The organism is Brevundimonas sp. FV1ye7S (assembly GCF_058680995.1).
The window spans coordinates 1,628,850-1,652,682 of sequence record NZ_CM178726.1 but is presented as its reverse complement, the minus strand read 5'-3'; the positions used below and the strand labels follow the sequence as shown (position 1 = coordinate 1,652,682).

General features: G+C 66.7%; 27 protein-coding genes and 1 tRNA gene. 7 read left to right on the top strand and 21 right to left on the bottom strand.

What is annotated here, in order from left to right:
• Positions 1-53: 53 nt before the first annotated feature.
• The 4 genes from ACW18C_RS07930 to serS all read right to left on the bottom strand — a co-directional run bounded on the left by ACW18C_RS07930 (position 54) and on the right by serS (position 4,491).
• The gene (locus tag ACW18C_RS07930; RefSeq protein WP_492073882.1) at positions 54-1,127 is read right to left on the bottom strand and encodes a peptidoglycan DD-metalloendopeptidase family protein; all 1,074 of its coding nucleotides are present in this window, start codon (positions 1,125-1,127) and stop codon (positions 54-56) included.
• 189 nt (positions 1,128-1,316) lie between these two features.
• The gene (locus ACW18C_RS07925; protein ID WP_287927024.1) at positions 1,317-1,961 is read right to left on the bottom strand and encodes a protein-L-isoaspartate(D-aspartate) O-methyltransferase; all 645 of its coding nucleotides are present in this window, start codon (positions 1,959-1,961) and stop codon (positions 1,317-1,319) included.
• Positions 1,962-2,037: 76 nt separating this feature from the next.
• Positions 2,038-2,832, bottom strand: a complete 795-nt coding sequence (gene surE, locus ACW18C_RS07920) for a 5'/3'-nucleotidase SurE (RefSeq protein WP_492073880.1) — start codon at positions 2,830-2,832, stop codon at positions 2,038-2,040.
• A 126-nt stretch (positions 2,833-2,958) separates the two neighbouring features.
• Complete coding sequence (gene serS / locus ACW18C_RS07915) at positions 2,959-4,491, bottom strand: serine--tRNA ligase (RefSeq protein WP_492073879.1); 1,533 nt, start codon at positions 4,489-4,491, stop codon at positions 2,959-2,961.
• Between the two features lie 261 nt (positions 4,492-4,752).
• Between serS and ACW18C_RS07910 the strand changes: the two genes are divergently transcribed.
• Entirely contained in the window at positions 4,753-6,708 is a 1,956-nt protein-coding gene (locus ACW18C_RS07910) for a M61 family metallopeptidase (protein WP_492073877.1), read from the top strand.
• A gap of 252 nt (positions 6,709-6,960) precedes the next feature.
• Entirely contained in the window at positions 6,961-8,946 is a 1,986-nt protein-coding gene (locus ACW18C_RS07905) for a M61 family metallopeptidase (RefSeq protein WP_492073876.1), read from the top strand.
• A gap of 183 nt (positions 8,947-9,129) precedes the next feature.
• Here ACW18C_RS07905 and ACW18C_RS07900 read toward each other — a convergent pair whose 3' ends face one another.
• A complete protein-coding gene (locus tag ACW18C_RS07900; protein WP_492073875.1) occupies positions 9,130-9,810 on the bottom strand; it encodes a type 1 glutamine amidotransferase domain-containing protein in 681 nt (226 codons plus the stop codon).
• Between the two features lie 128 nt (positions 9,811-9,938).
• Between ACW18C_RS07900 and ACW18C_RS07895 the strand changes: the two genes are divergently transcribed.
• Positions 9,939-10,850, top strand: coding sequence for a CE1 family esterase (locus ACW18C_RS07895; protein ID WP_492073873.1), 912 nt, complete (start codon positions 9,939-9,941; stop codon positions 10,848-10,850).
• Positions 10,851-10,983: 133 nt separating this feature from the next.
• Here ACW18C_RS07895 and rplL read toward each other — a convergent pair whose 3' ends face one another.
• Positions 10,984-11,367 carry a 50S ribosomal protein L7/L12 gene (gene rplL, locus ACW18C_RS07890; RefSeq protein ID WP_008259470.1) on the bottom strand — a complete coding sequence of 128 codons (384 nt, stop codon included), beginning with the start codon at positions 11,365-11,367 and terminating at the stop codon, positions 10,984-10,986.
• Between the two features lie 62 nt (positions 11,368-11,429).
• Complete coding sequence (rplJ, locus tag ACW18C_RS07885) at positions 11,430-11,945, bottom strand: 50S ribosomal protein L10 (RefSeq protein ID WP_008264370.1); 516 nt, start codon at positions 11,943-11,945, stop codon at positions 11,430-11,432.
• A 318-nt stretch (positions 11,946-12,263) separates the two neighbouring features.
• Here rplJ and ACW18C_RS07880 point away from each other — a divergent pair, with 318 nt between their 5' ends.
• Positions 12,264-12,971: a glutathione S-transferase gene (locus ACW18C_RS07880; protein ID WP_492073871.1), complete on the top strand. Its 708-nt coding sequence runs from the start codon at positions 12,264-12,266 to the stop codon at positions 12,969-12,971.
• Positions 12,972-12,974: 3 nt separating this feature from the next.
• Here ACW18C_RS07880 and ACW18C_RS07875 read toward each other — a convergent pair whose 3' ends face one another.
• The 3 genes from ACW18C_RS07875 to ACW18C_RS07865 all read right to left on the bottom strand — a co-directional run bounded on the left by ACW18C_RS07875 (position 12,975) and on the right by ACW18C_RS07865 (position 14,494).
• On the bottom strand, positions 12,975-13,490 hold the full coding sequence (locus ACW18C_RS07875; RefSeq protein WP_035308148.1) for a DUF2059 domain-containing protein: 516 nt from the start codon (positions 13,488-13,490) through the stop codon (positions 12,975-12,977).
• Positions 13,491-13,559: 69 nt separating this feature from the next.
• Positions 13,560-14,009 (bottom strand): NUDIX hydrolase, encoded by a 450-nt coding sequence (locus tag ACW18C_RS07870; protein WP_154726453.1) that lies wholly within the window; start codon positions 14,007-14,009, stop codon positions 13,560-13,562.
• A gap of 74 nt (positions 14,010-14,083) precedes the next feature.
• Entirely contained in the window at positions 14,084-14,494 is a 411-nt protein-coding gene (locus ACW18C_RS07865) for a winged helix-turn-helix transcriptional regulator (RefSeq protein ID WP_492073868.1), read from the bottom strand.
• Positions 14,495-14,544: 50 nt separating this feature from the next.
• On the opposite strand from ACW18C_RS07865, the gene ACW18C_RS07860 reads away from it, so the two are divergent.
• Positions 14,545-15,153, top strand: a complete 609-nt coding sequence (locus tag ACW18C_RS07860; protein ID WP_492073867.1) for an NAD(P)-dependent oxidoreductase — start codon at positions 14,545-14,547, stop codon at positions 15,151-15,153.
• Between the two features lie 76 nt (positions 15,154-15,229).
• Here ACW18C_RS07860 and rplA read toward each other — a convergent pair whose 3' ends face one another.
• From rplA to ACW18C_RS07825, 7 genes are all read right to left on the bottom strand, one after another.
• On the bottom strand, positions 15,230-15,919 hold the full coding sequence (rplA, locus tag ACW18C_RS07855) for a 50S ribosomal protein L1 (protein WP_008260414.1): 690 nt from the start codon (positions 15,917-15,919) through the stop codon (positions 15,230-15,232).
• A 3-nt stretch (positions 15,920-15,922) separates the two neighbouring features.
• On the bottom strand, positions 15,923-16,354 hold the full coding sequence (rplK, locus tag ACW18C_RS07850) for a 50S ribosomal protein L11 (RefSeq protein WP_008259841.1): 432 nt from the start codon (positions 16,352-16,354) through the stop codon (positions 15,923-15,925).
• Positions 16,355-16,631: 277 nt separating this feature from the next.
• Positions 16,632-17,207: a transcription termination/antitermination protein NusG gene (gene nusG / locus ACW18C_RS07845; protein ID WP_008264196.1), complete on the bottom strand. Its 576-nt coding sequence runs from the start codon at positions 17,205-17,207 to the stop codon at positions 16,632-16,634.
• 13 nt (positions 17,208-17,220) lie between these two features.
• A complete protein-coding gene (gene secE, locus ACW18C_RS07840) occupies positions 17,221-17,520 on the bottom strand; it encodes a preprotein translocase subunit SecE (protein WP_008264085.1) in 300 nt (99 codons plus the stop codon).
• Between the two features lie 70 nt (positions 17,521-17,590).
• A tRNA-Trp gene (locus ACW18C_RS07835) sits at positions 17,591-17,666 on the bottom strand.
• A gap of 95 nt (positions 17,667-17,761) precedes the next feature.
• Entirely contained in the window at positions 17,762-19,096 is a 1,335-nt protein-coding gene (locus ACW18C_RS07830) for a hemolysin family protein (RefSeq protein ID WP_196066388.1), read from the bottom strand.
• Positions 19,097-19,191: 95 nt separating this feature from the next.
• Positions 19,192-19,362 carry a hypothetical protein gene (locus tag ACW18C_RS07825; protein WP_492073863.1) on the bottom strand — a complete coding sequence of 57 codons (171 nt, stop codon included), beginning with the start codon at positions 19,360-19,362 and terminating at the stop codon, positions 19,192-19,194.
• Positions 19,363-19,463: 101 nt separating this feature from the next.
• On the opposite strand from ACW18C_RS07825, the gene ACW18C_RS07820 reads away from it, so the two are divergent.
• Positions 19,464-20,096, top strand: a complete 633-nt coding sequence (locus ACW18C_RS07820; RefSeq protein WP_492073862.1) for a DUF938 domain-containing protein — start codon at positions 19,464-19,466, stop codon at positions 20,094-20,096.
• A gap of 2 nt (positions 20,097-20,098) precedes the next feature.
• Here the strand turns inward: ACW18C_RS07820 and ACW18C_RS07815 are convergent, their stop codons facing one another.
• Positions 20,099-20,500 carry a hypothetical protein gene (locus tag ACW18C_RS07815; protein WP_035308171.1) on the bottom strand — a complete coding sequence of 134 codons (402 nt, stop codon included), beginning with the start codon at positions 20,498-20,500 and terminating at the stop codon, positions 20,099-20,101.
• Positions 20,501-20,866: 366 nt separating this feature from the next.
• Here ACW18C_RS07815 and ACW18C_RS07810 point away from each other — a divergent pair, with 366 nt between their 5' ends.
• Positions 20,867-21,646, top strand: coding sequence for a pseudouridine synthase (locus ACW18C_RS07810; RefSeq protein ID WP_035308156.1), 780 nt, complete (start codon positions 20,867-20,869; stop codon positions 21,644-21,646).
• On the opposite strand, the gene ACW18C_RS07805 is transcribed toward ACW18C_RS07810, so the two are convergent.
• Genes ACW18C_RS07805 through crcB form a run of 3 tightly spaced genes read right to left on the bottom strand, consistent with a single transcriptional unit; the run spans position 21,630 to position 23,808 of the window.
• A complete protein-coding gene (locus ACW18C_RS07805; RefSeq protein WP_492073860.1) occupies positions 21,630-22,394 on the bottom strand; it encodes an ATP12 family chaperone protein in 765 nt (254 codons plus the stop codon). The genes ACW18C_RS07810 and ACW18C_RS07805 overlap by 17 nt on opposite strands.
• Positions 22,391-23,416 carry an RluA family pseudouridine synthase gene (locus tag ACW18C_RS07800; protein ID WP_154726448.1) on the bottom strand — a complete coding sequence of 342 codons (1,026 nt, stop codon included), beginning with the start codon at positions 23,414-23,416 and terminating at the stop codon, positions 22,391-22,393. The genes ACW18C_RS07805 and ACW18C_RS07800 overlap by 4 nt, the downstream gene beginning before the upstream one ends.
• Positions 23,413-23,808, bottom strand: coding sequence for a fluoride efflux transporter CrcB (gene crcB, locus ACW18C_RS07795; RefSeq protein WP_492073858.1), 396 nt, complete (start codon positions 23,806-23,808; stop codon positions 23,413-23,415). The genes ACW18C_RS07800 and crcB overlap by 4 nt, the downstream gene beginning before the upstream one ends.
• Between the last annotated feature and the right edge of the window lie 25 nt (positions 23,809-23,833).

The window sequence follows — 23,833 nt, the reverse complement described above, 5'->3', positions numbered from 1 at the left end:
ACGAGGCGCGGAACCTAGGGCTCCGTCTCGCGGATTGCAACGCGGCTAAACGTTCAGCGCGGCAATACGGTCAGGGGATCGACCGCGACCGGGTCGTCGCCGCGCATCTGGCGGGTTTCGAAATGGATCGACGGGCGTCCGTCGCCGGCCGTCAGACCGACCGTGCCGATCTGCTGGCCCGCACGCACGTCGTCGCCGTCCTTGACCGTGGCCGAACCCAGATGGCCGTAAACCGTGCGCCAGCCGCCGTTGTGGACCACCAGCACCGTCAGCCCCTGCCCCACCAGATCGTCGCCGACATAGGCTACGCGTCCGCCGGCCGAAGCCACGACCGAGGCGCCGGCCGAGGCGCCGATGTTGATCCCGTTGTTGCGCTCGCCCATCCCGACCGGGCCGAACCGCCGCAGGATATCGCCGCGCACCGGCCACAACAGGGCGATGGGACCGCCCGCAACGGGCGTCGCGGAAGGCGCGGCGCTGACCGGCGGGCGAGCCGCGCCGACGGCCGGGGCCGTCGGACGGGTTTGAGCCGGAAGCGCGGCGTTGCCCGAAGGCGGCGGCGGCGGCGGCGGGGCCATGCCGCTGTTCGGCACCAGAACTCCGGCCGGCGAAGGCCCGGTCGCATAGGGGTCGCGGCCTGTATCGACCGCCGCATCGGGAAGAATGATTCGTTGGCCCGTCGTGATCGCGCCGCGCGGCCCCAGGCCGTTCAGATCGATCAGGGTCTGAACCGGCGTCTGGAACCGCCGGCCGACGCCCGAGATGGTGTCGCCCGGCTGGATCTCATAGGCGGCGCCCGGCGTGACCACGCCCGAGGGGGTCGGATAGGAGGGCGCAGGCGGAGCATAGGTCGGCTGCGCAGGCGCCACGGTCACCGGCGGCGGCAGATATCCCCCATCCACCTGGCCGACCGGCGCCGTCGCTTGCGGCTGCGGATAAGGCTGAGCCTGCGGAGAGGTCGGCTGACCATACGGACCTTGCTGCGCCGGCGGGGGATAGGCGCCCTGCCCGCCCACCGTCGGTCGCGTCGAATACTGCGGCTCGGACGGATAGGTCATACAGGCCGCCGCGCTCAGCGACGCCCCCGCGATTACAACCGCTCTGATCCAGCCCGATATCACCGCCACCGGCCGCTCCTTAGATGGTTAAAACTGTCCGCCCGGTGTGCCCGCTCGCGCCGCTTAAGCCAAGCCCGCAATCATCGCCAAAGTTGGGCGGGAAGGTTAACGGCGAGACGGCGTGACTCGTGAGAGGTGAATCGTGAGGTGAATCGAGGGCGACATTCAGTCACGACTCACGATTCACCACTCACGCCCCTACCCCTCCTTGGCCGTCCCCTCGACCAGGGGCACGAACCGCACCTCCGTCAGGCTCTCGCGCCGGAACGACCCGTCGCCCTGACCGACATAGCGGTGCAGCATCTGCACCGAGGTCCTGCCAACGGGCGCGACCAGAACACCGTTCGGCTTCAACTGTTTCAACAGTTCGGTCGGCTCGGCCGGCGACGCCGCCGTCACCATGATGCGATCGAAGGGCGCCTGTTCGATCCAGCCCAGGCCGCCGTCGCCGTGCTTGGTGATGACATTGTCGATCTCCAGCGTCCGCAGCTTCGCCTCCGCCTCGACCAGCAGGCTGCGATACCGCTCCACCGAATAGACATAGCGCGCCAGCCGGCTCAGCACCGCGCACTGGTAGCCGCTGCCGGTGCCGATCTCCAGCACCCGGTGGCGGGGCTGGACGTCCAGGGCCTGGGTCATCAGGCCGACGATATAGGGCTGGCTGATGGTCTGGGCGCAGTCGATGGGCAGGGCCTGGTCCTCCCAGGCCTGGTTCAGGAATTTCTCGTGCACGAAGACCGCGCGGTCGATGCTCTCCATCGCGGCCAGCACGCGGGGGTCCGTCACCCCCTGCTGGCGCAGCGACAGGATCAGCCGTCCGGCGCGGTCGTCGTGCAGGTTCATTTTCCTCCCCCCCTGGGGGAGGGGGACCGCGACGCCCTTGCGTCGTGGTGGAGGGGGCGCGAGACAGCCGGCCTCATCACGCAGCGCGCTCCGTCTTCTTCGGCGGCGCCCCGCCCAGCACCTTCTTCAGGTCATGGACGCTGGCCATATGGGTCAGGTCGATGTGCAGCGGCGTGACCGAGATCCGCCCCGCCTCGATGGCCCTCAGGTCGGTGCCATCGGCATGCTCCTGCTTCTCGCCGCGGAAGCTCATCCAGTAATAGTCGCGCCCGCGCAGGTCGGTGCGCCGCACCGCGTGCATCTCGCCCACGTCGCGGAAGCCCTGGGTCGTGACCTCGATCTGCTCGACCCGTTCGGGCGGCAGGTTGGGGAAGTTCAGGTTCATCACCACCCCATTGGCCCATTTCTGGTCCAGCAGCTTGCTGATGATCGCCGGCGCAAAGGCCTCGGCCGTTTCCCAGTGGGCCACCACCTCGTCGTGGAACCGTTCCAGGCTCTGGCTCAGGGCGATGGAGCGGATGCCGAAGGCCATGCCTTGCAGCGCCCCCGCCACCGTGCCGGAATAGCTGACGTCCTCGCCGATATTGTGCCCCCGGTTCACGCCCGACAGCACCAGATCCGGCCGCTCCGGCATCAGGTCATTGACCGCCAGCACGACGCAGTCGGTCGGCGTCCCCGTCACCGCGAACCGTTTCTCGCCCAGCCTATGCACCCGCAACGGCTCGCTCAGGGTGATGCCCCGCCCCTTGGCCGACTGTTCGACGGCGGGCGCGCACACCCAGATGTCGTCGCTCAGCGTCCGCGCGATCCGCTCAAGGGATTCAAGACCTTCCGCCTCGATCCCGTCGTCGTTTGTCAGGAGGATTCTCATGCGATCTCCCCCCCTTGGGGGGAGACAGGCGCGCGAAGCGCGCCAGAGGGGGGCAAGGCGGAACCGTCACGGGGGCGGCAGGCCCCCTCCACCGCTTCGCGGCCCCCCTCCCCCAACGGGGGAGGATTAAGCGCCCACATGGGTCAAACCTCCCATATACGGCTGCAACACCGTCGGCACCGCGATCCGGCCGTCCTCCTGCTGATAGTTCTCCATGATCGCCACCAGGGTCCGCCCGACCGCCAGCCCCGATCCGTTCAGCGTATGGACGAACTCGGTCTTCTTCTCGCCCCCCCCTGAAGAATTGGCCCGCTTGAACCGCGCATCCATGCGCCGCGCCTGGAAGTCGCCGCAGTTCGAGCAGCTGCTGATCTCGCGATAGGTCCCCTGGCTGGGCAGCCAGACCTCCAGGTCGAAGGTCTTCTGCGCCGAAAAGCCCATGTCGCCCTTGCACAGCAGCATCCGCCGGAACGGCAGCTCCAGCGCCTTCAGCACCGCCTCGGCGCAGGCCGTCATCCGCTCGTGCTCGGCGTCGGAGTCTTCCGGCCGCGCGATCGACACCATCTCGACCTTGGAGAACTGGTGCTGGCGGATCAGCCCGCGCGTATCCCGCCCCGCCGACCCGGCCTCAGCGCGGAAACAGGGCGTCAGCGCCGTCATCCGCATCGGCGTGGCGAGGTCGTCCTCGGACAGGATGGTCTCGCGCACGAGATTGGTCAGGGAGACTTCGGCGGTGGGGATGAGGTAGCGACGGTCGGCAAATTCACCTTCTCGAACTCGAGCAATGAAGTCCGGCTGCTCAGCTTCAACAACTCCAGCCAAGTATTCACCAAGCCCACCCTTTAGGGCAGCCATCAATTCATCGACGCTGGAAGTTTCTGCCGCCAAGCGATCCGCCATTTCGTTCCAACGCGCGCGATCAACGTCTTGACGAGATTTCGCCACTGCACGGGCATCTGCCTTAACGGCATCCCAGTCCGTCGATTCGGCTTTGAACAAATCCTCCTCAAACTTCGGCAACTGCCCCGTGCCGAACATCGCATCATCCCGCACCAGCAGCGGCGGGTTCACTTCCAGATAGCCGTGCTGATCCGTCTGCAGGTCCAGCATGAACTGGCCCACGGCCCGTTCCAGCCGCGCCAGCTGACCCTTCAGCACTGCGAACCGGGCGCCCGACATCCTGGCCGCAGCCTCGAAGTCCAGCATGCCCAGGGCCTCGCCCAGGTCGGCGTGATCCTTGGCCGGGCCGGTGCGACGGGGTTCGCCCCAGGTCGAGACCTCGACATTGCCCGCCTCGTCCTCGCCGTCCGGCACATCCTCGGCCGCCAGGTTCTTCAACCCCGCCAGCAGGTCGCGCAGTTCCTTGCCGACGCGCGCCTCGATCTCGGCCGCCGCCGCGATATCGCCCTTCAGCGCCTCGACCTCGGCCTTCAGCCGGTCGGCCTCGGCCATGTCCTTCCTGCCCATGGCGGCGCCGATCAGTTTGGAGGCCGCGTTGCGCTTGGCCAGGGCGTCCTGGCCCGTGGTCTGGGCGTGGCGCAGTTCGGCGTCCAGCCGCAGGATGTCCGCCACCAGCCCGTCGGCCTGATCGACCCCGCGCGACGACCAACCGGCCACGTAAACCTGGGGGTTCTCGCGAATGGCTCGGATATCGTGCATGGTCTGGAACTTCGGCTGGGCGGGAGAAGCCGAACGCTCTACCCGCCCGCGCGGAGTCGGGCAACGGCAGGAAGCCGCCGGACCTCGCTTAAGCCTTTTGCGCGACCGGCGACGACGGCGTCGGTCTGAACCCCCGGCTCGATTCCTGCACCGGCTCGCCCCCGTCGGACTGTTTTCGCCAAAGTCCGACATCGCCGGCTTGACGCCTCCGCCGCTGCGGCGGACTGTCGCAACCTCCCCAAGCGGCATGAGACCTCGTCAATGATCCGATCCCGCCTGAGCGCCGCCGGCCTCGCCCTTCTGCTGGTCTCGGCCGCGCCCGCCGCCCTGGCGCAGCAGGCTTCGACCTATCCGCCCGCCCTGCCCGCGCCCCAGCCGCCGATCCCCGAGGCGCGGGACGTCGCCTATCCGGGCGTGATCGCCCTGGATATCGACGCCACCAACCTGGCCCAGCACGTCTTCGGCGTCACAGAGACCATTCCGGTGGCCCAGGCGGGGCCGATGACCCTGTTCTTCCCCGAATGGCTGCCGGGCAACCACGGCCCCGTGGGGCCCATCGTGCAGTTGGCGGGGATCGAGATCACGGCGAATGGTCAGCGCGTGGAATGGGTGCGCGACACCCTGTCCCCCTTCGCCTACCACATCACCGTTCCGGCCGGCGCGACCGAGCTGAAGATCAGGATGCAGCACCTGTCGCCCACCACCGGCAATCAGGGCCGGGTGACGATGACGCCCGAGATGCTGAACATCCAGTGGGAGAAGATGCTGCTCTATCCGGCCGGTCACTGGTCGCGGAACATCATGGTCCAGCCGACGGTCAAGTTCCCCACGGGCTGGCGTTTCGGCACGGCGCTGGAGCCGCAGACCAAGGACGGCGACCTCCAGACCTTCAAGCCGGTCAACCTGGAAGTCCTGATCGACAGCCCGGTCTTCGCCGGCCTCCACTATCGCCAGATCGATCTCGATCCCGGCGGCCGCTCTCCGGTCCGCGCCAACATCGTCGCAGACGAGGCCAAGAGCCTGGAAGCCACGGACGAGCAGATCCAGATTCTGCGCAATCTCGTGGTCCAGATGGACCGCCTGTACGGCGCCCGCCACTTCGACCACTACGACTTCCTGATCTCCATGAGCGACAAGCTGGGCGGCATTGGTCTGGAGCATCACCGCAGTTCCGAGAATGCGGTCGATCCGGAGTTCTTCACCGGCTGGGACACGCATCTGGGCGACCGCGACCTGCTCAGCCATGAGATGAACCACTCGTGGGACGGCAAATGGCGTCGCCCCGCCGACCAGTACGTCCCGAACTTCAACAGCCCGATGCAGAACAGCCTGCTGTGGGTCTATGAGGGCCAGACCCAGTATTACGGGCAGGTGATCGCCGCCCGCTCGGGCCTGCTGACCAGGGACCAGGCGATGGAGTCCCTGGCCCTGACGGCCGCGACCTATGACGCCCGCGTCGGCCGTCAGTGGCGCGCGCTTCAGGACACGACCAACGACCCGATCATCAGCCAGCGCCGGCCCAAGGGCTGGCTGTCCTGGCAGCGGAACGAGGACTATTATTCGGAAGGCCAGCTGATCTGGCTCGACGTCGACACGACGATCCGGGAGAAGACGAACGGCCGCAAGTCGCTGGATGATTTCGCCAAGGCCTTCTACGGCGTCCAGGACGGCAGTTTCGAACCCGCACCCTATACCTTCGAGGACGTGGTGGCGGCCCTGAACGGCGTCGTGGCCAACGACTGGGCGACCTTCCTGCGCACCCGCCTCGACGCCACCGGCCCGGACGCCCATGCGCCTCTGGACGGCCTGACGCGCGGCGGCTGGCGCCTGGCCTATGGCGAGACCCCGACCGCCTATCAGAAGACCCTGTTCGGGGAGTTCAAGCGCAACGACTTCACCTATTCGCTGGGCTTCCAGACCGGCGAGAACAACGCCATCGGCAGCGTCCAGTGGGGCAGCCCCGCCTTCGACGCCGGCCTGGCGCCCGGCATGGAGATCGTCGCCGTCAACGGCCAGGCCTCCAACCCCGACCGCATCGCCGCCGCCGTCACCGCCGCCAAGGATCCGGCCGTCTCAGTGACCCTGATCGTCAAGGACGGCGACCAGTACAAGACCGTCGCCCTGCCCTACCACGACGGCCTGCGCTACCCCCGCCTGGAACGGATCGAGGGAACCCCCGACCGCCTGGACGACATCCTCACGCCCCGCAAGCGCTGACGCCGGCTCACCTCCCCATTCGCGAAGGCAAATGGGGAGGACAGGCGGGAGCGTCAGCGAGCGCCAGGAGGGGGCGACTCGGTGTGAGACGCTCTTGGGGTCATCCCCACTTTCGGAGTCGCCCCCGCCTGGTCGCAAGCGCGACCTGTCCTCCCCACGCGCCTTAGCGCGCGGAGAGGTGACCATCTGTCCCTTGACGCCTCTCCCCCGCTCCCCGACGGTGCACGCCTGCCCTCGTGTTCGGATGACCTGATGCCGCGTACCCGCCTGACCGCCGCCGCCTGCCTCGCCGCCTTCATGGCCGCCGCCCCGGCCCTGGCCCAGGACTTACAGTCCACGCCGGTGGTCACCGACCCGACCCAGGCCGCCCTGGCCCTGCCCCGGTCTCAGCCGTCCATCCCCGCCCCAGCCGACACCCCCTATCCTGGCGTCATCCAGTATCGGGCCGACATCACCGACCTCGACCGCCGCATCATCCGCGTCAGCCAGACCATACCCGTCGCCAGCCCCGGTCCCCTGACCCTGCTCTATCCGAAATACCTGCCGGGCAACCACGCCGACACCGGCCCGATCCAGCTGCTGGCCGGCCTCACGGTCACGGCGAACGGCCAGCGGATCGAGTGGCTGCGCGACACCCTCGAACCCTACGCCTTCCACCTCGACATCCCGGCGGGCGTGACCAGCATCGACGTCGCCTTCCAGCAGCTGACCCAGCCGGACAGCTCCAACTGGCGCGTCCTGATGACCCCGGCCATGGTCAATCTGCAATGGGAGAAGGCCATCCTCTATCCGGCCGGCTACTACAGCCGCCAGATCCCCGTCGCCGCCTCCGTCGCCCTGCCCTCTGGCTGGAAGTACGGCACGGCCCTGACCACGGCGTCCCGCGAAGGCGACGTCGCCACCTTCGAGACGACCGACCTCTACACCCTGATCGACAGCCCGATGTTCGTCGGCGCCCACTACCGTCGCGTCGACATCGACCCGACCGGCGCCCCGTCTGGATCAAGGGTTCACCTGAACCTCCTCGCCGACGAGGAGAAGGGCCTCGCCGCCACCGACGAGCAGCTGAAGCTCTACGAGAACATGGTCCAGCAGGCCGACCGCCTGTTCGGCGCCCGCCACTTCGACAACTATGAGTTCCTGTTCGCCCTGACCGACCAGATGGGCGGCATCGGCCTTGAGCATCACCGCAGCTCCGAGAACACAGGCGCCCCCGGCTTCTTCACCGACTGGTCCAAGAGCGCCGGCGACCGCGGCCTGCTGCCGCACGAGTACACCCACTCGTGGAACGGCAAGTTCATGCGCCCGGCGGACGAACTGACCGCCAACCACAACGTCCCGACCCAGAACACCCTGCTGTGGGTCTATGAGGGCCAGACCGAATACTGGGGGGACGTCCTGGCCGCCCGCGCCGGCCTTCATTCCAAGCCCGTCGCCCTGGCTACCCTGGCCAATGTCGCCGCCTTCTACGACAACCAGCCGGGCCGTCAGTGGCGCGCGCTGCAGGACACCAACAACCACAACCTCCTCGGCTACCGCGTCCCCGGCCAGTACCCCTCGTGGATGCGCGGCACGGGCGACTATTACCGGGAAAGCCTGCTGGTCTGGCTGGACGCCGACACCCTGATCCGGGCCGAGACCAACGGCCGCAAGTCCCTCGACGACTTCGCCAAGGGCTTTTTCGGCCATGACGACGGCTCCTGGGCGCCCCAGGGCTACACCTTCGACCAGGTCGTCGCCGCCCTCAACGCCGTCCATCCGCACGACTGGGCGACCTTCCTGCGCGACCGGCTCGACGCCGTCGGCCCCGACGCCCGCGCCCCTCTGGCGGGGATCGAGCGCGGCGGCTGGCGCCTGACCTATACCGACACCCCCACCGCCGATGAAAAGGCCGTCAGCACCGGCTGGGCCAATGACTTCCAGTATTCGCTGGGCTTCACCCTGGCCGGCGACAAGATCGCCAATGTCCGCTGGAGCGGCCCCGCCTTCGAGCAGAGCATCGGCGCGGGCTGGAGCCTGGTGGCCGTCAACGGCAAGGCCGGCTCGGCCGAGGTGCTGCGCAACGCCGTCACCGCCGCCAAGGGGACCGACGCCCCGCTCGAACTGCTGATCAAGTCCGGCGACCGCTTCCGCACCGTCGCCTTCGACTACCACGACGGCCTGCGCTATCCGCGCCTGGAACGGATCGAGGGCACGCCGGACCGCCTGTCGGACATCCTCGCTCCGCGTCGGCGCTAGAGCGGTCACCTCCCCGTCCGCGAAGGCCGACGGGGAGGACAGGCGGGAACGTCAGCGAACGCCAGGAGGGCGCGATTCGGTGTCTGACGCTGGCTTGGTCATCACCACCGTCTGAATCGCCCCCGCCTGATCGCTACCGCGATCTGTCCTCCCCACGCGCCTTCGCGCGCGGAGAGGTGAGCATCACCCCTTCAACAACCCCAGCAGGGCCTCAGCCGCTTCACGCGACGAGCCCGGGTTCTGCCCCGTCACCAGCTTGCCGTCGACCACAACATACGACCCCCAGTCCGGCCCCTTGGAATAGTCGCCGCCATTGGCGCTCAGGACGTTCTCGACCAGGAAGGGCACCACGTCCGTCAGGCCCACGGCCTCTTCTTCCGAATTGGTGAAGCCCGTCACCTTGCGGCCTTCGACCAGCGGCTTGCCGTCCGGCCCATGAACCGACTTCAGCACGCCCGGCGCATGGCAGACGAAGGCGGTCGGCTTGTCCGCCTTGGCGAAGGCCTCGATCAGGGCGATAGAATCGGCGTCATTCGCCAGATCCCACAGCGGACCGTGACCGCCCGGATAGAAGACCGCGTCGAAATCTTCGGCCTTCACCGACGCCAGTTCCACGGTCGCAGCCAGAGCCGCCTGAGCCTCGGCGTCGGCCTTGAACCGGCGCGTGTCCTCGGTCTGGGCGTCGGCGTCGTCGCTCTTGGGGTCCAGCGGCGGCTGACCGCCCTTGGGCGAGGCCAGGACGATCTCCGCGCCCGCATCCTTCATCGCATAATAGGGCGCAGCCAGTTCCTCAAGCCAGAAGCCGGTCTTCTTGCCGGTGTCGCCGAGTTTGTCGTGCGAGGTCAGAACCGTCAGGATCTTCATGTGGGGGATCTCCTTTTCAGGCCTAACAAATGGGAAGCCAGACCGATCCCTCCAATGCGACGGTCGGCCGTGTGTCGCAGTTCGGGAATCGCTGCACCCTGCGAGCAGTTCAGAAGGAGACACGAAGCATGAGACATTGGCTCGGAGCCATGGCGTTCGGACTGGCCGCATTGGGTTTGACCTCGGTCGCCAAGGCTGACTGCGTGATCGGGGAACCCGGCGCCACCCGCAGCGTCGCCCTCGGTCCCGACCTGCGCACGGTGCAGATCCATGTTCCGCGCGGCTTCGACCCCGCCAAGCCTGCGCCCCTGGTCTTCGTCCTGCACGGCAGCGGCGGCACAGGCGCGGCGATCCTGAGAGATTCCAAACTGGCCGAGACCGCCGACCGCCACGGTTTCATCGTCGCCGCGCCCGACGCGGGCATCCCGGTCGACCGGGGCTTCGTCTGGAACGTCCCCGGCGTGCCGACCATCACAGGCGACGTGCCGGGTCCGGACGACGCCGACGACGTCGCCTTCCTGGTGGAGACGGTCGAGGAACTGGCGTCACAGGGCTGCGTCGACGACAGCCGGGTCTACGCCACGGGCCTGTCGGGCGGCGGTCGGATGACGTCCTGGCTGGGCTGCGTGGCCGCCGACCGCTTCGCCGCCATTGCGCCGGTCGTCGGCCTGCGCGCCGGCAATCCGCGCAAGGCCGCGCCTGAGCGGCCCGATCCCGCCACCTGCCGGCCGTCCCGCCCCATGCCGGTCATCGCCTTCGCCGGCGACGCCGACACGACCAACCCGATCCAGGGCGGCGGCGCCCCCTACTGGAGCTATACGATGCACGCGGCCGAGCAGCGCTGGGCCCAGTTGAACGGCTGCGCCACGACACGCCCGACGCTTTGGGTCTCGGCCTCGGTCTATGAGGAAGGCTACGCCGACTGCCGAGCCGGCGCCGAGGTCGTCGGCCGCATCACCCGCGATGGCGGCCATAGTTGGGTCGCCGACAACGAAGCCATGTGGGCCTTCTTCGCCGCGCGGACACGCCCGCAGAACTGATACAGACCAAGCCCCAGCCGTAGCGCCGCCCACGGGCCTCAAGCAGCGCGAAGCGCGATAGGCCCCAAAAAGAAAGACCCGGCGGTTTCCCGCCGGGCCTTTCCGATATTCAGCAAATGCCGAAAGTCAGATCTTACTTGATCTGGACCTTGGCGCCGGCTTCCGTCAGCTTCTTGGCGACTTCGTCGGCGGCTTGCTTGGAGACGTTCTCGACGACGTTCTGCGGAGCGCCTTCGACCAGGTCCTTGGCTTCCTTCAGACCCAGGTCCGAACGCACGCCGCGGACTTCCTTGATCACGTTGATCTTCTTGTCGCCGCCGTCGATCAGGACGACGGTGAACTCGGTTTGCTCTTCGGCGGCTTCAGCCGGAGCAGCGCCGCCACCGGCCGGCATGGCCATGGCGACGGGAGCAGCGGCGCTGACGCCCCACTTTTCTTCAAGCAGCTTCGACAGTTCAGCAGCTTCGAGAACGGTCAGAGCGGACAGGTCTTCGACGATCTTGGCGAGGTCAGCCATTGTCAGTTTTCCTTCGGAGGATTGGGATTAGGGAGTGATGCAGAGATGAAAGGCTGGGCCGCTTACGCGGCTTCCTTGGTGGCGTAGGCGTTGAACACGCGAGCCAGCTGACCGGCGGGTGCTTGCAGCACGCCGGCGATCTTGGTCGCGGGCGCATTGAGCAGGCCGATGAGTTGGCTGCGGACCTCGTCGAGGGTCGGGAGCTTGGAAAGAACTTCCACGCCCTTCACGTCGACGACGGTTTCGCCCATGAAGCCGCCGATGATCTTGAAACGATCATTGGCCTTGGCGAACTCGGTGGCGACCTTGGCGGCCGTACCGGGGTTCTCGGCGTATGCGATGCCCACGGGACCCTTGAACAGGCCGTGGTAGTCGCTGCCTTCTTCGGCTTCGAGCGCCTTCAGCGCCAGGCGGTTCTTGACCACCTTGAACGCGCCGCCTTCTTTACGAAGACGGCCGCGCAGATCTTCCATTTCCGCAACGGTCAGACCCAGGTTGTGGGTCACGACCACGGAGCCGGCGTCGGCGAACACGCCCTTGAGCGTCTCGATCGACTCGGCCTTTTGTGCGCGGTCCATTGCGGTCTCCAGTCTTGGCATTCGCCGCCGGGCTTATTCCCGACGACGGATTGGCCAAAGCGCCGCGCATCGCTGCGAAGCGTTCAGGCCGGTCGTATTGTCCGAAGGATGCGTCTGACGGCGTCCGTCCCGGAATGCGGGCTGACAGCGCTAGGTCGCGTCCCCATCTCCCCACGGCGTCAGAGGGCTCTCTGACAGTTATGGCCTGGGTGACCCCCACGCCCCGAAGTTCTCGGACAGGACCGTCAAAGGATTGAACCTCTGACGGGAAGCGGCGCTCATACAGGGCCCCCGACAGGAAATCAAGGAGCCGAGCGCATGGCCTATGAACTCTATTACTGGCCCACCATCCAGGGGCGAGGCGAGTTCGTCCGCCTGGCGCTCGAAGCCGCCGGCGCGGACTATGTCGATGTCTCGCGCCAGGACAATGGAAAGGCGATGATGACGCTGATGGAGACCGCAGCCACGCCCTCCTTCGCCCCGCCCTTCCTGCGCCTGGGGGATCGCACCGTCGGTCAGGTGGCCGCCATCCTGGCCTGGCTGGGTCCGCAACTGGGGCTCAGCCCGAACGGCGACAGCGACCGCGCCTGGCTGAACCAGATCCAGCTGACCCTGGCGGACCTGGTGGCCGAGGCGCACGACACCCACCACCCGGTCGATCTGATGGCCTACTACGACGACCAGAAGCCAGAGGCCGCCCGCCGGTCGAAGGCCTTCCGGGAGCAGCGGATCGGGAAATTCCTCCGCTGGGCCGAACAGGTCCTCATAGCCAATCCCTCTGGCCCGGATTGTCTGGTCGGCGACCACCTCACCTATGCCGATCTGTCTTTGTTCCAGGTGGTGGAGGGCCTAGGCTATGCCTTCCCCAAGGCGACCGAAGCCGTGCTCAAGACCACGCCGCATATTGTCGCCGTCCGCGACAGGGTCGCCGCTCTGCCCCGTGTCAGCGCCTACCTAAAGAGCGACCGCCGCATCCCGTTCAACGAGGACGGCATATTCCGTCGCTATCCCGAACTGGACGGCTGAGGCTTACCGGCGCCCGGACTTGCGGCCTGTTTGGCCACCCGTCTCGCAGTCGAATTGGGCGCAATATTTGGTCATCAACTCTTCGGTGAAGGCCGTCAGATGTTCGATAGTGATCTCGTTCATCACCGCGCTTAGCTGGAGAGTTTTCGTCGCGACCTGGCGGCCTACGGGACTGTCATAGAAGGCGATCTGGGCCTCCAGCTCTTCGACTGTGAACGTCGACGCGTAGTGGGGGACCATGTCCGCCATCATGTCATCGACCATGGCGGTCAGCATGCGCGGCGCATTACTCCGCAGCCAAGCCGCCTCTTCGGCGCCCTGCCCCTCCGTGTCCGCCTTGGCCAGTTGGTCCGCGATCATCGCCTCCATGACCTTGGTGAAGTTCGGCCCGGCCGAGAGTCGGATAACCCGCTCCGCCAGCGCCGTCCGCTGAGCCAGGCCGCGATCCTGCGCTGCGACAGGTCCGACCGCGAACAGCCCGAACAGAGCCGCAACCGTCAAAAGCCCAATGATACGCATATCGTCCCCCTTGCCCTTCTTATCCGAGCACGGCGTGCAGGTGGCCAGAGGGAATCGCCTTTCGGTTGCTCAATCGCTCGGTGGCGTGGCGGCGAAGTCGCGGATCAGTAGGGCGAGGTCGGCTTCGTGAACGCTGTCCGCCGCCGCCTCAGGCGTCATCCAGCGCCGATCGCGCTGGTGCGCCTCGGGCCAATCGCCCAGTTGCAGCACCACCTCCATCGGATAGACGGCGACGACATGGCGTCTCAGATCACCGCTGCGAACGATCTTGGCATAGCGGAAATGACCGATGGTCGCGTCGTCTATGGGACCACGAACGCCCGCCTCCTCCAGCGCTTCCTGAGCCGCCGCTTCGGCGTCGGTCTTTCCGGCCATACGACCGCCCTTGGGAATGACCCAGCGCCGCGTTTCGCGCGATGTGATCATCAGGATTTCCAGACCCGCCTCGCCGCGTCGCCACGGCAGGGCTGCGACCTGACGCGTTTCCGACCGGCCTGTGCGTTTCGCGGCTTTGGCCATTCTCTATCCCCGTCCGGCGCGGCTTGCAAAACGCGGTTTACGTCGCTCCGTCAACCGCTCCGCGTCCGGAAAGTTCAGCCGAGCCGCCTTTCATCATAGGCGGCCTGAGCCTTGCTGACCTCGGCCATATTGTCCTCGGCCCAATCGATCATGGCCTGGAGCGCATCGACCAGCGTGCCGCCCAGCGGCGTCAGGGCGTAGGAGACAGAGACCGGCACGGTCGGCGTCACCGTGCGGGTGACCAGTCCGTCCCGCTCAAGCTGGCGGACAGTCTGGCTCAGCATCTTCTGCGACACGCCCTCGACACGCCGACGCAAGGCGTTGAACCGCATCGGTTCGTCCCGCAGCAGCGTGAGAACCAGCGTCGTCCACTTGTCGGCGACCCGATCCAGCAGTTGCCGCGTCGGGCAAGCGGCCGAATAGACGTCGGGCGAACGGGTTTCCCCCGGGTGACCAGATGAGAATAAAGTGCCTTCTTGTGACATGCTGCACTTTATAACACCTGGTACCCGTTGTATACCACAGGAGATCATCCATGAAAGTCGCAGTCCTCGGCGCCAGCGGTCGCGCCGGCTCGGAAATCACCAAGGAACTGGCCGCGCGCGGTCATGCCGTCGTCGCCGTCGCTCGCAAGCCCGAAGCCATCCCTGCCCTGTCCGGCGTCACCCCGGTCGCGGGCGACGCCTCCGACTCCGCCGCCCTGGCGGAGATCATCAAGGGCTCAGACGCAGTGATCAGCGCCCTGCATCATGACGTCACGGCCGAAACCCTGCTGTCCGCCTTGAAGGCCGCCGGCGTGCCCCGACTGCTGGTCACGGGCGGCGCAGGCAGTCTGGAGGTCGCGCCGGGCGTGCGTCTGATCGACACCCCGGACTTCCCCGAGGCGTTCAAGCCCTACGCCCTGCCCGGCGTCGCCTTCCTGGACGATCTGCGCGGCGAGACCCAGATCAACTGGACCTTCTTCTCCCCGCCCGCCCTGATCGAGGAGGGGCCGCGTCTGGGCGTCTTCCGCACCGGCGGGGACCAGTTGATCGTCGACGACAAGGGCGAGAGCAAGATCAGCTTCGCGGATTACGCCATCGCCATGGTGGACGAACTGGAACAGCACAAACACAGCCACGCCCGGTTCACCGCCGCCTACTGACGCGACAGACACCGATCAAGAAAAAGGCCCCGGAGATCGCTCTCCGGGGCCTTCATCATTCTTGAACGTCGAGCGCTTAGGCGCCCAGCGAGGCCGGGTCGACCTTGAAGCCCGGGCCCATCGTCGAAGACAGGCTGATGCGCTTCACATAGGTGCCCTTGGCGCCGGCCGGCTTGGAACGCACCAGGGCGTCCACGATGGCCTTCACGTTGGCTTCCAGGGCGTCCTGGGTGAAGGAGACCTTGCCGATGCCGGCGTGGACGATGCCCGCCTTCTCGACGCGGAACTCGACGGCGCCGCCCTTGGCGTCCTTGACGGCCTGGGCGACGTTCGGGGTCACGGTGCCGACCTTCGGGTTCGGCATCAGGCCGCGCGGGCCCAGCACCTTACCCAGACGGCCGACCAGGGCCATCATGTCCGGCGACGCGATCACGCGGTCGAACTCCATGAAGCCGCCGGCGATCTTTTCGTACAGATCTTCGGCGCCGACGTGTTCGGCGCCGGCTGCGGTGGCTTCGGCGGCCTTGGCGTCCTTGGCGAAGACGGCGACGCGAACGTCACGGCCCGTACCCGACGGCAGGTTCACAACGCCACGGACCTGTTGGTCGGCGTGACGCGGATCGACGCCCAGGTTGACGGCGATCTCAAGGGATTCGTCGAACTTCGACTTGGCGTTTTCCTTGGCCAGCTTGATGGCGTCGGTGAACGGCAGCAGGTCTTGGGTGACGCCGGTGCGGGCCTTTTGAGCCTTGGTTTGCTTGGCCATGGTTTAGCCCTCCACCACTTCGAGGCCCATCGCGCGGGCGGAGCCTTCGATGATCTTGGCCGCCGCGTCGAGGTCGTTGGCGTTCAGATCCTTCATCTTCTTTTCGGCGATCTCGCGCAGTTGCGCCTGCGTGATCTTGCCGGCGACTTCACGGCCGACCAGCTTCGAACCCGACTTCAGGCCCGTGGCCTGCTTCAGGTACCAGGTCGCCGGCGGCGTCTTGGTGATGAAGGTGAACGACTTGTCCTGATAGACGGTGATGACGGTCGGAAGCGGGGTGCCCTTGGCTTCCTTCTCGGTGCGCGCGTTGAACTCCTTGCAGAAGCCCATGATGTTCACGCCGCGTTGACCCAGAGCCGGGCCGATCGGGGGCGAAGGCGTGGCCGAACCGGCCGGCACTTGCAGCTTGATATAGCCGAGAATCTTCTTGGCCATTGGTCTCTCCTATGAATGACCCGACGACTTAACGGCGGGCCGGTGAGCCGTGGTGCGGCATGGCTGCCTCCCACGGATTTGACGCTCCACGAGCCGAGGCCCGCCGAGCGAAGGCGCGCGTGTAACAGAGGGGGGACGGAAAGGCAAACGGGCGGCGTCACCTCCCCCGTCGGCGAAGGCCAATGGGGAGGACAGGCGCCTCCGCGCATGGGGAGGCGAAACGAAAAAAGCCGCGCCCTTTCGGACGCGGCTTCAAATCTCAACAGGTGCCTGAGCGTCAGCCCGCGACCTTCTCCACCTGAGCGTATTCCAGCTCGACCGGCGTGGCGCGGCCGAAGATGGACACGGCGACGCGCAGGCGGGCCTGTTCTTCGTCCACGCTCTCGACCGAACCGTCGAAGCTGGCGAACGGGCCGTCGATGACCTTGACCTTCTCGCCGATGTCGAAGCGGATTGTGGGCTTCGGACGTTCGACACCCTCTTCCACCTGGCCGATGATGTTCTGAACTTCACGTTCCGAGACCGGCAGGGGCTTTGTGCCGCCGGCGGCGCCCAGGAAGCCCGTGACCTTCGGCGTGTTCTTGACCAGGTGATAGGCTTGGTCGGTCATTTCCATCTTCACCAGCACATAGCCGGGGAAGAATTTGCGTTCCGAGTTCACCTTGCGCCCACGACGGATCTCGACGACGTCCTCGGTCGGAACCAGGATTTCGGAGAAGGCGTCTTCCAGACCCTGCTGCTTGGCCTGATCACGCACCTGTTCGGCGACCTTCTTTTCGAAGTTCGAATAGGCGTTGACGATATACCACTTGTGGCGGGGATTGGCGGGCTTTGCGGGCGCTGCATCGGTCATGGGCGCGTCTTTCTCAGGATCCGAGAGCGATGATGTAGCGGAAGGCGAAACCGAGACCGGTGTCGACCACCCAGAAGAAGATCGCGGCGATGACCACCATGATGAAGACCATCACCGAAGTGATCCAGGTCTCCTTGCGGCTGGGCCACACGATCTTGCGGCCCTCAGCCATGACCTGCTTGTAGAAGTCGCTGGGGCTGGTGCGCGGCTTCTTGGGCGCGGGCGCATCGATGGTGATGGCGGCGGCGGCCGCAGCAGTCTGGGGCTTTGCGCCCGCCTGGGGCCGCTTGCCGGGAGATTTGGCCTTGGCCATCAGTTGCTCTTCACACAATTGTTCCTGTCGCCCCAGATGGGAAGTCCCATCCGGAAGCGACAGGGGGGATTGGCAGGAGTTGGGGGACTCGAACCCACGACCCCCGGTTTTGGAGACCGGTGCTCTACCAGCTGAGCTAAACTCCTAGACAATCGCGCGAACCCTCGGGTCCGTGCGTTCGCCAGAGGGGGGCGTATGCCCGACACCGCCCCGCATTTCAAGGGCGATGTGACACTTGTGACTAGTCTTCCAGATGCGCCGCAATGGCGGCCCGCTCGTCCTGGGCCTGGATCAGTTCCTTGAAGATCAGCTTGTCGATGCGGCGGTCGTCCATATCGACGACCTCGACCTCGAATCGGCCGACCTGCACCACCTCGCCCTCATCCGGCACGCGCGACAGCTGGTGCAGAATCAGGCCGGCGACCGTGTGGAAGCCGTCGTGTTCGCCGAAGTCCTCGCCCAGGGTGTCAGCCAGATCGTCCAGGTCCGTCTGGCCGTCGACCAGCCAGCTGCCGTCAGCGCGCTGATGGATCCAGGCCTGTTCCTCGTCGTGACCCTCATTGAAGTCGCCGGCGATCATTTCCAGGATGTCGGTCGCAGTGACAACGCCTTCGAAGGCGCCGAACTCATCGACAATGAAGGCCATGTGGACCTTGGACCCTTTCAGGATCTCAAGCGCCTTCAGCACCGAGGTCGACTGGGGGATGAAGGCCGGTTCGGCCACCAGGGGTTCGATGTCGAAACGTCCGTCGGTCAGCAAGGCGTCCAGCAGGTCCTTCTTGTGGACCACGCCCAGGGGATTATCGACGTCGCTCTCGCGCGCCACCACGATGCGCGAATAGGGACAGGTGCGGATTTCCTCGCGCAGCACCGATTCGGGATCGTCCAGGGCGATCCAGAAGACGTCGTGGCGCGGCGTCATGGCCACCCGGACCGGGCGGTCGCCCAGACGCAGGATTTCCTCGATCATCACCTGTTCTTCGGGCTCGATCAGACCGGCCGAGGTCCCTTCAGCCAGGATGGTCGCGACCTCTTCCTGGGTGACGTCCGAGCCATCGCGATCCTTGACGCCGAGAAGTTTAAGGATGCCCGAGGTCGAGGCCGTCAGCAGCAGCACGAAGGGTTTCAGCACGATCGCGAGGGTCGAGATCGGCGGCGCCATCTTGGCCGCGATGGTCTCGGGGAAGATCAGGGCCAGACGCTTGGGCACCAGCTCGCCGACGATCAGCGAGATATAGGTGATGCAGACCACGACCAGGGCCGTGGAGAAGATTTCGGTATAGGCGGCCAGCGCCGGGAAACTGGTCTCGAGGATCCGGTCCAATTCGCCTGCGATGGTCGCCTGGCCGTAGGCGCCGGCCAGAATGCCGATCAGGGTGATGCCGACCTGGACCGCCGACAGGAACTGGGTCGGTTCCTCGGCCAGTTTCAGCGCCTTGCGCGCCCCGCGATCCCCCTTCTCCGCCCGGCTTTGAAGCTTGGATCTCCGGGAGGAAACGACCGCCAGCTCGGTCATGGCGAACAGGCCGTTGAGCACCACCAGGAGCAGAACGACGACAATAGCGATGAGTAACATCTAGGGGTTTTTGGAGACCAACGCGGCGCAACAGACGGCGTCCGCGCAAAGACACTAGAGCACGGCGGCGCTTTGCGCCACGCTTTCCTTGCGTGTCAGCCCGCCCGGCCGGCCTCGACCGAGCCATAGGCGCCGGAAACCGGGCGTCCGTTCGCGTCATATTGCGACGCGCAGGCGCACAGGCCGAGCACGGTGCCGATGAACAGTCCGATATGAATTGCGCGTCGCATCGTGGTTGCCAATCGCTTAACGTCGATGACGGACATAAACGATCACTTAACTTTCCGGCAAGCTGGCGCCCCGCTCAGGGGAAAACCGCACCCTGGCTTTCTTCCCCTTCCCCGTGCCGGACGTCTAAGAGAAAGCCATGCAGACCCTGGATCACCTCGACGCCTTGCCTGCGGGCGCCCTGTCGTCGCCTGCGGCCCAGCGCAACGCCGCCTTCATCCTGGACGTGTTGCGGACGCATCTGCCGGCGCGGGGGCGGGTGCTAGAGATTGCGGCCGGATCGGGCGACCACGCCCTGGCCTTCGCCTCGGCCCTGTCCGGTCTGGATTGGACGCCCAGCGATCCCAGCCCCCAGGCGCGCGACAGCCTCTCGGCCTGGCGGCGCGCCGGCCCGTCGAACCTGCGCCCGCCCCTGTCGGTGGACGCCGCCGATCCGGCGACCTGGCCGCAAGATCGGTTCGACGTCGTCTATTGTGCGAACATGACGCACATCAGCCCCTGGTCGGCGACCGAGGGGCTGATGGATCTGGCCGGTCGCGTCCTGCGACGCCCCGGCGGTCTGCTGGTTCTATATGGCCCCTATCGAGAGGCCGAGGTTCCGCTGGCGGCCTCGAACGCCGCCTTCGACGAGAGTCTGAAGGCGCGAAACCCGGCATGGGGCCTACGGGACCGCGCCGCGGTCGAGGCTCTGGCCCGGTCGCATGGCCTTGCGGCCACGCGCCGGGCTCCTATGCCGTCGAACAACCTGACCCTGCTGTTCAGAAGCGTCTGATTTCAGAGCGCGCCGATGGCGGCCGACAGCTGGGCGCGCTCGTTCAGCAAGGTCGTCTTGCCGTCCTTGAACAGGGCGCCCTGGGCCTCGACCGTCACGCCGAAGCTTTCAGCCGCAACGGCGACGCCGTCGGCGAAGGCGATGACCAGCAGATCATGGGCGCGCGCCAGGTCGATCAGTGATCGCACCGCGGCCAGACCGGCCTCATCCTGCGACCCGCCGGGCACGACCAGGCCTTTCAGACGGCCCTCGACGATGTCGGTCGCCGTCGCCGTCGCCAGAACGGTCACGCCGCCGGTGATCAGGCTGGCGTCGCCGGTCGAGATGGGCGCCAGGCCCACGCCTTCAGCCCGCAGCGCCCCTTCGACGTCGCCCAGTTCGCCGAATTCCATGTCACGTCGCATCACCAGTCCCATGCGCAGCCGGGTCGGAACGGGACGGTTGTAACCAGTGCGACGGGGTCCGGCGGAAGATTTGCTTTGAGCGTACAAGACGTCTCCTTCTAGGGTTTCAATAAACATCGAGATTCTGCGACAAAGGCCGCCGAACCATCGACACGAAGAACCAGAAAAACGAAAATCGACGGGTCCGACCATGGTCGTCCCGCACTCTGGATCGTTTGTGGAATGCCGCCTGATATAGTGAAAAATCCGGCAGGATCAACCTTGGACACCCCCGCATGTGCGCAGAGTGATCCTGACGGCCTTGACCCGCTTGCTCGCATCGGCGCCCGGCCCTAGACAGCGGCATTGATTGAGCGACGGAATCCGATGGCCTTCACCCGCACCTATGACGGCGACGAACCCGTCCGCGTAAACAAATGGCTGGGCCAGACCGGCGTCTGTTCGCGCCGCGAAGCCGAGAGCCTGATCGCCGAAGGCCTGGTCTCCATCGACGGCGAGACCATCAGCGACGCCGGCCGCAAGATCGAGCCGGGCCAGACCCTGACGCTGAACGACACGGCCCAGCAAGCCCTGGCCTCGGGCATGACCCTGGTTCTGCACAAGCCGGTCGGCTACGTTTCGGGCCAGCCGGATCCGGGCAAGATTCCCGCCGTGCGCCTGCTGAAGACCCCCAACCGCATCGGCGAGGGCGAGACCCCCGCCCGCGACGCCTCCCTGCCCCCCATCGGCCGGCTGGACGAAGACTCCCGCGGCCTGCTGCTGCTGTCGTCGGACGGCGTCGTGGCCAAGGCGGTGATCGGGCCGGCGTCCGAACTGGACAAGGAATATCTGGTCGTCGTCGACGGCGTGATCACCGAAGCCAAGCTCAGCCGCCTGCGCCACGGCCTGGTGCTGAACGACAAGCCGCTCAAGCCCGCCCGCGTCACCCAGATCGAGCCCCAGCGCCTGCGCTTCGTCCTGACGGAGGGCAAGTATCGCCAGATCCGCCGCATGTGCGAACTGGTCGGGCTGGAAGTCGTGGACCTGTACCGTATCCGCATCGGCCCGCTGGAGCTGGGCGACCTGCCCGAGGGCCGCTGGCGTCACCTGACCGATCAGGAGCGCGCCGCGCTCATCGCCGCCTCGACGGCTAGTCCAACGTCCTGAACCACCGGTCCAGCAGTTCAGCCTCGGCGCGACGCGCCCCGGTGCGTTCCGCGGCTTCCGCGTCCACGCCCCACTGCTCCTCCTGAAACAGTTCGTCGATCCGCGACAGTTCAAACGCCGCGCCGCCTGCCAGCGCGCCCTGCTCGACGGCCAAGGCCAGCACCGCCGACCCGAGCAGCGGCACGGCGGTCGCAAGGCCCGTCAGGCGAAAATCGTCCATCGCCATCGCGTGCGCCTTCACCCGCGCGATGGCGTCGGGCGACTGGGGCCGATGCACGATGCCCGCGACTGGCTCCAGAGCCACCCCCATCTCGCGCGCCGCCCAATCGCGCCACGGCCGCCACTCGCGCTGCTGGCGCTCGACCAACGGCGTCGGATGTTCGGCCAGGTAGCAGACCACGTCCGACCCGGCGTAGGCGGCGATCTCTTCCGCAACCGGCTCACGCGCCTGGCCGATGCGGTCGATGGCGGTTGAGGCCAGTCGGGTCGCGGGCATGGTCGACGGCTGGACGATCTCACCCTGCGCCGCCCATTCCTCGGCGATAAGTCGGGCGGCGGCCTCGGTCGGCAGCACCAACGGCGCCTTGGCCGGCGTCTTGGGCGTCCGTCCGTCCAGCAGTACGGCCCAGCCGCCTTCTGCGTGCGGCCCGACCGACACGGCGGTCCAGAAGCGACGCACCGTCTCCTGCGTTTCGCGGAACCCCTTGCGGGCGGCGACCATGGGATCGAGCGGGGGAATATGGCTCATCGAATTCTCTTCACGCCCAGGAAGGGATCGTCCTCAGCCTCATCCTCGGAGAAGCCGAAGTGGGCGAAGCCGGCTTTCATTTCGGGGCTCAGGGGCGCCGTGACCTTCAGCAGGCCGCCGCGCGGGTGATCCAGCTCGATGCTGCGGGCGTGGAGTTGCAGCTTCAGCGGGCCGGACAACTCCCTGGATTTCTCATCCCCGTATTTGGGATCGCCCAGGATCGGGTGGCCGATCCCGGCCATATGGGCGCGCAGTTGGTGGGTCCGGCCGGTGAAGGGCCGCAGGGCCATCCATGAGGCGCGGTGCGAGGCGCGGGAAATCGTGCTGAAGGCCGTCTCGGCCGGCTCGGCCTTGGGGTCCTTGCGCTCGGCCGGGCGCATCATCTCGAAGTCGTTGATGCCGGTCTTCTTCAACGGCATGTCGATCTGGCCCGAATAGGGTTTCGGGTTGCCGATCACGATGGCCCAGTAAGTCTTCTTGGCCTGACGACGGGCGAAGGCGCCGGCCAGACGCTTGGCCGCCTCCGGCCCCTTGCCCAACAGGAGGACGCCCGAGGTGTCGCGGTCCAAGCGGTGGACCAGGCGCGGACGATCCATCCCCTCCCCCCAGGCCGACAGTAGGCGGTCGACGTGGCGGCTGGTCTTGGTGCCGCCCTGAACCGCCAGGCCGTGCGGCTTGTTGATGGCGATGACCATGTCGTCCTCATAGAGGACCAGCGACTTGGCGAAGGCGATGTCGCGTTCGGACAGGGTGTGCAGATCCCCGGCCTGGCGCGAGGTGTCGTCCGGGATCGGCGGCACGCGCACGGCGGCGCCGGCGGTCAGGCGGCCTTCCGGCTTGATCCGGGCGCCGTCCACGCGGATCTGGCCGCTGCGGGCCATCTTCTGCACCTGGATGTTCGACAGATGCGGCCAACGTCGCCGGAACCAGCGGTCCAGGCGGATGCCGTCCTCGTCCTCGGCGACATAGATGGTCAGGACTTCGCGCTTGGGCGCGTCCTCGATGGGCGGCTGGTCGGTCAAATGGCGGCTCCGAAGGCGCGGCGGGCGATCACCATGCCGATAAACAAGGCGACGACGGCCAAGACCACCGAACCGACGATATAGGCCGCAGCCAGTCCGTAGTCGCGACGTTCCAGCATCAGCGCCGCCTCAAGCGAATAGGTCGAGAAGGTGGTGAACCCGCCCAGCACGCCGACGGCGGCGAACAGGCGGATCGTCTCCTGGTGCGCGTCGCCCCTGAAAGCCAGCCAGCCGACCAGCAGCCCCATGGCCAGACCGCCCAGCACATTGGCCGTAAAGGTCGCCAGCGGCCAGCCGGCGCCGGGCGTCAGCCGGGACATCAGGAGGACGAGGCCATAGCGCGCCATCGAACCGAGCGCGCCCCCGGCGGCGACGAGAAGAAACCGTGTCATGATCCGGCGCTATATACGCCGCCTT

Bases quoted from the DNA above. Each gene is read 5' to 3' on its own strand.
- ACW18C_RS07830 (WP_196066388.1), bottom strand. From the start codon at position 19,096: ATGTTACTCATCGCTATTGTCGTCGTTCTGCTCCTGGTGGTGCTCAAC.
- ACW18C_RS07820 (WP_492073862.1), top strand. From the start codon at position 19,464: ATGCAGACCCTGGATCACCTCGACGCCTTGCCTGCGGGCGCCCTGTCG.
- crcB (WP_492073858.1), bottom strand. From the start codon at position 23,808: ATGACACGGTTTCTTCTCGTCGCCGCCGGGGGCGCGCTCGGTTCGATG.
- ACW18C_RS07905 (WP_492073876.1), top strand. From the start codon at position 6,961: ATGCCGCGTACCCGCCTGACCGCCGCCGCCTGCCTCGCCGCCTTCATG.
- ACW18C_RS07825 (WP_492073863.1), bottom strand. From the start codon at position 19,362: ATGTCCGTCATCGACGTTAAGCGATTGGCAACCACGATGCGACGCGCA.
- ACW18C_RS07810 (WP_035308156.1), top strand. From the start codon at position 20,867: ATGGCCTTCACCCGCACCTATGACGGCGACGAACCCGTCCGCGTAAAC.
- rplK (WP_008259841.1), bottom strand. From the start codon at position 16,354: ATGGCCAAGAAGATTCTCGGCTATATCAAGCTGCAAGTGCCGGCCGGT.
- ACW18C_RS07900 (WP_492073875.1), bottom strand. From the start codon at position 9,810: ATGAAGATCCTGACGGTTCTGACCTCGCACGACAAACTCGGCGACACC.
- ACW18C_RS07805 (WP_492073860.1), bottom strand. From the start codon at position 22,394: ATGAGCCATATTCCCCCGCTCGATCCCATGGTCGCCGCCCGCAAGGGG.
- rplJ (WP_008264370.1), bottom strand. From the start codon at position 11,945: ATGGACCGCGCACAAAAGGCCGAGTCGATCGAGACGCTCAAGGGCGTG.
- surE (WP_492073880.1), bottom strand. From the start codon at position 2,832: ATGAGAATCCTCCTGACAAACGACGACGGGATCGAGGCGGAAGGTCTT.
- rplA (WP_008260414.1), bottom strand. From the start codon at position 15,919: ATGGCCAAGCAAACCAAGGCTCAAAAGGCCCGCACCGGCGTCACCCAA.
- ACW18C_RS07910 (WP_492073877.1), top strand. From the start codon at position 4,753: ATGATCCGATCCCGCCTGAGCGCCGCCGGCCTCGCCCTTCTGCTGGTC.
- serS (WP_492073879.1), bottom strand. From the start codon at position 4,491: ATGCACGATATCCGAGCCATTCGCGAGAACCCCCAGGTTTACGTGGCC.
- rplL (WP_008259470.1), bottom strand. From the start codon at position 11,367: ATGGCTGACCTCGCCAAGATCGTCGAAGACCTGTCCGCTCTGACCGTT.
- ACW18C_RS07865 (WP_492073868.1), bottom strand. From the start codon at position 14,494: ATGTCACAAGAAGGCACTTTATTCTCATCTGGTCACCCGGGGGAAACC.
- ACW18C_RS07875 (WP_035308148.1), bottom strand. From the start codon at position 13,490: ATGCGTATCATTGGGCTTTTGACGGTTGCGGCTCTGTTCGGGCTGTTC.
- ACW18C_RS07925 (WP_287927024.1), bottom strand. From the start codon at position 1,961: ATGAACCTGCACGACGACCGCGCCGGACGGCTGATCCTGTCGCTGCGC.
- nusG (WP_008264196.1), bottom strand. From the start codon at position 17,207: ATGACCGATGCAGCGCCCGCAAAGCCCGCCAATCCCCGCCACAAGTGG.
- ACW18C_RS07895 (WP_492073873.1), top strand. From the start codon at position 9,939: ATGAGACATTGGCTCGGAGCCATGGCGTTCGGACTGGCCGCATTGGGT.
- secE (WP_008264085.1), bottom strand. From the start codon at position 17,520: ATGGCCAAGGCCAAATCTCCCGGCAAGCGGCCCCAGGCGGGCGCAAAG.
- ACW18C_RS07860 (WP_492073867.1), top strand. From the start codon at position 14,545: ATGAAAGTCGCAGTCCTCGGCGCCAGCGGTCGCGCCGGCTCGGAAATC.
- ACW18C_RS07815 (WP_035308171.1), bottom strand. From the start codon at position 20,500: ATGCGACGTGACATGGAATTCGGCGAACTGGGCGACGTCGAAGGGGCG.
- ACW18C_RS07880 (WP_492073871.1), top strand. From the start codon at position 12,264: ATGGCCTATGAACTCTATTACTGGCCCACCATCCAGGGGCGAGGCGAG.
- ACW18C_RS07870 (WP_154726453.1), bottom strand. From the start codon at position 14,009: ATGGCCAAAGCCGCGAAACGCACAGGCCGGTCGGAAACGCGTCAGGTC.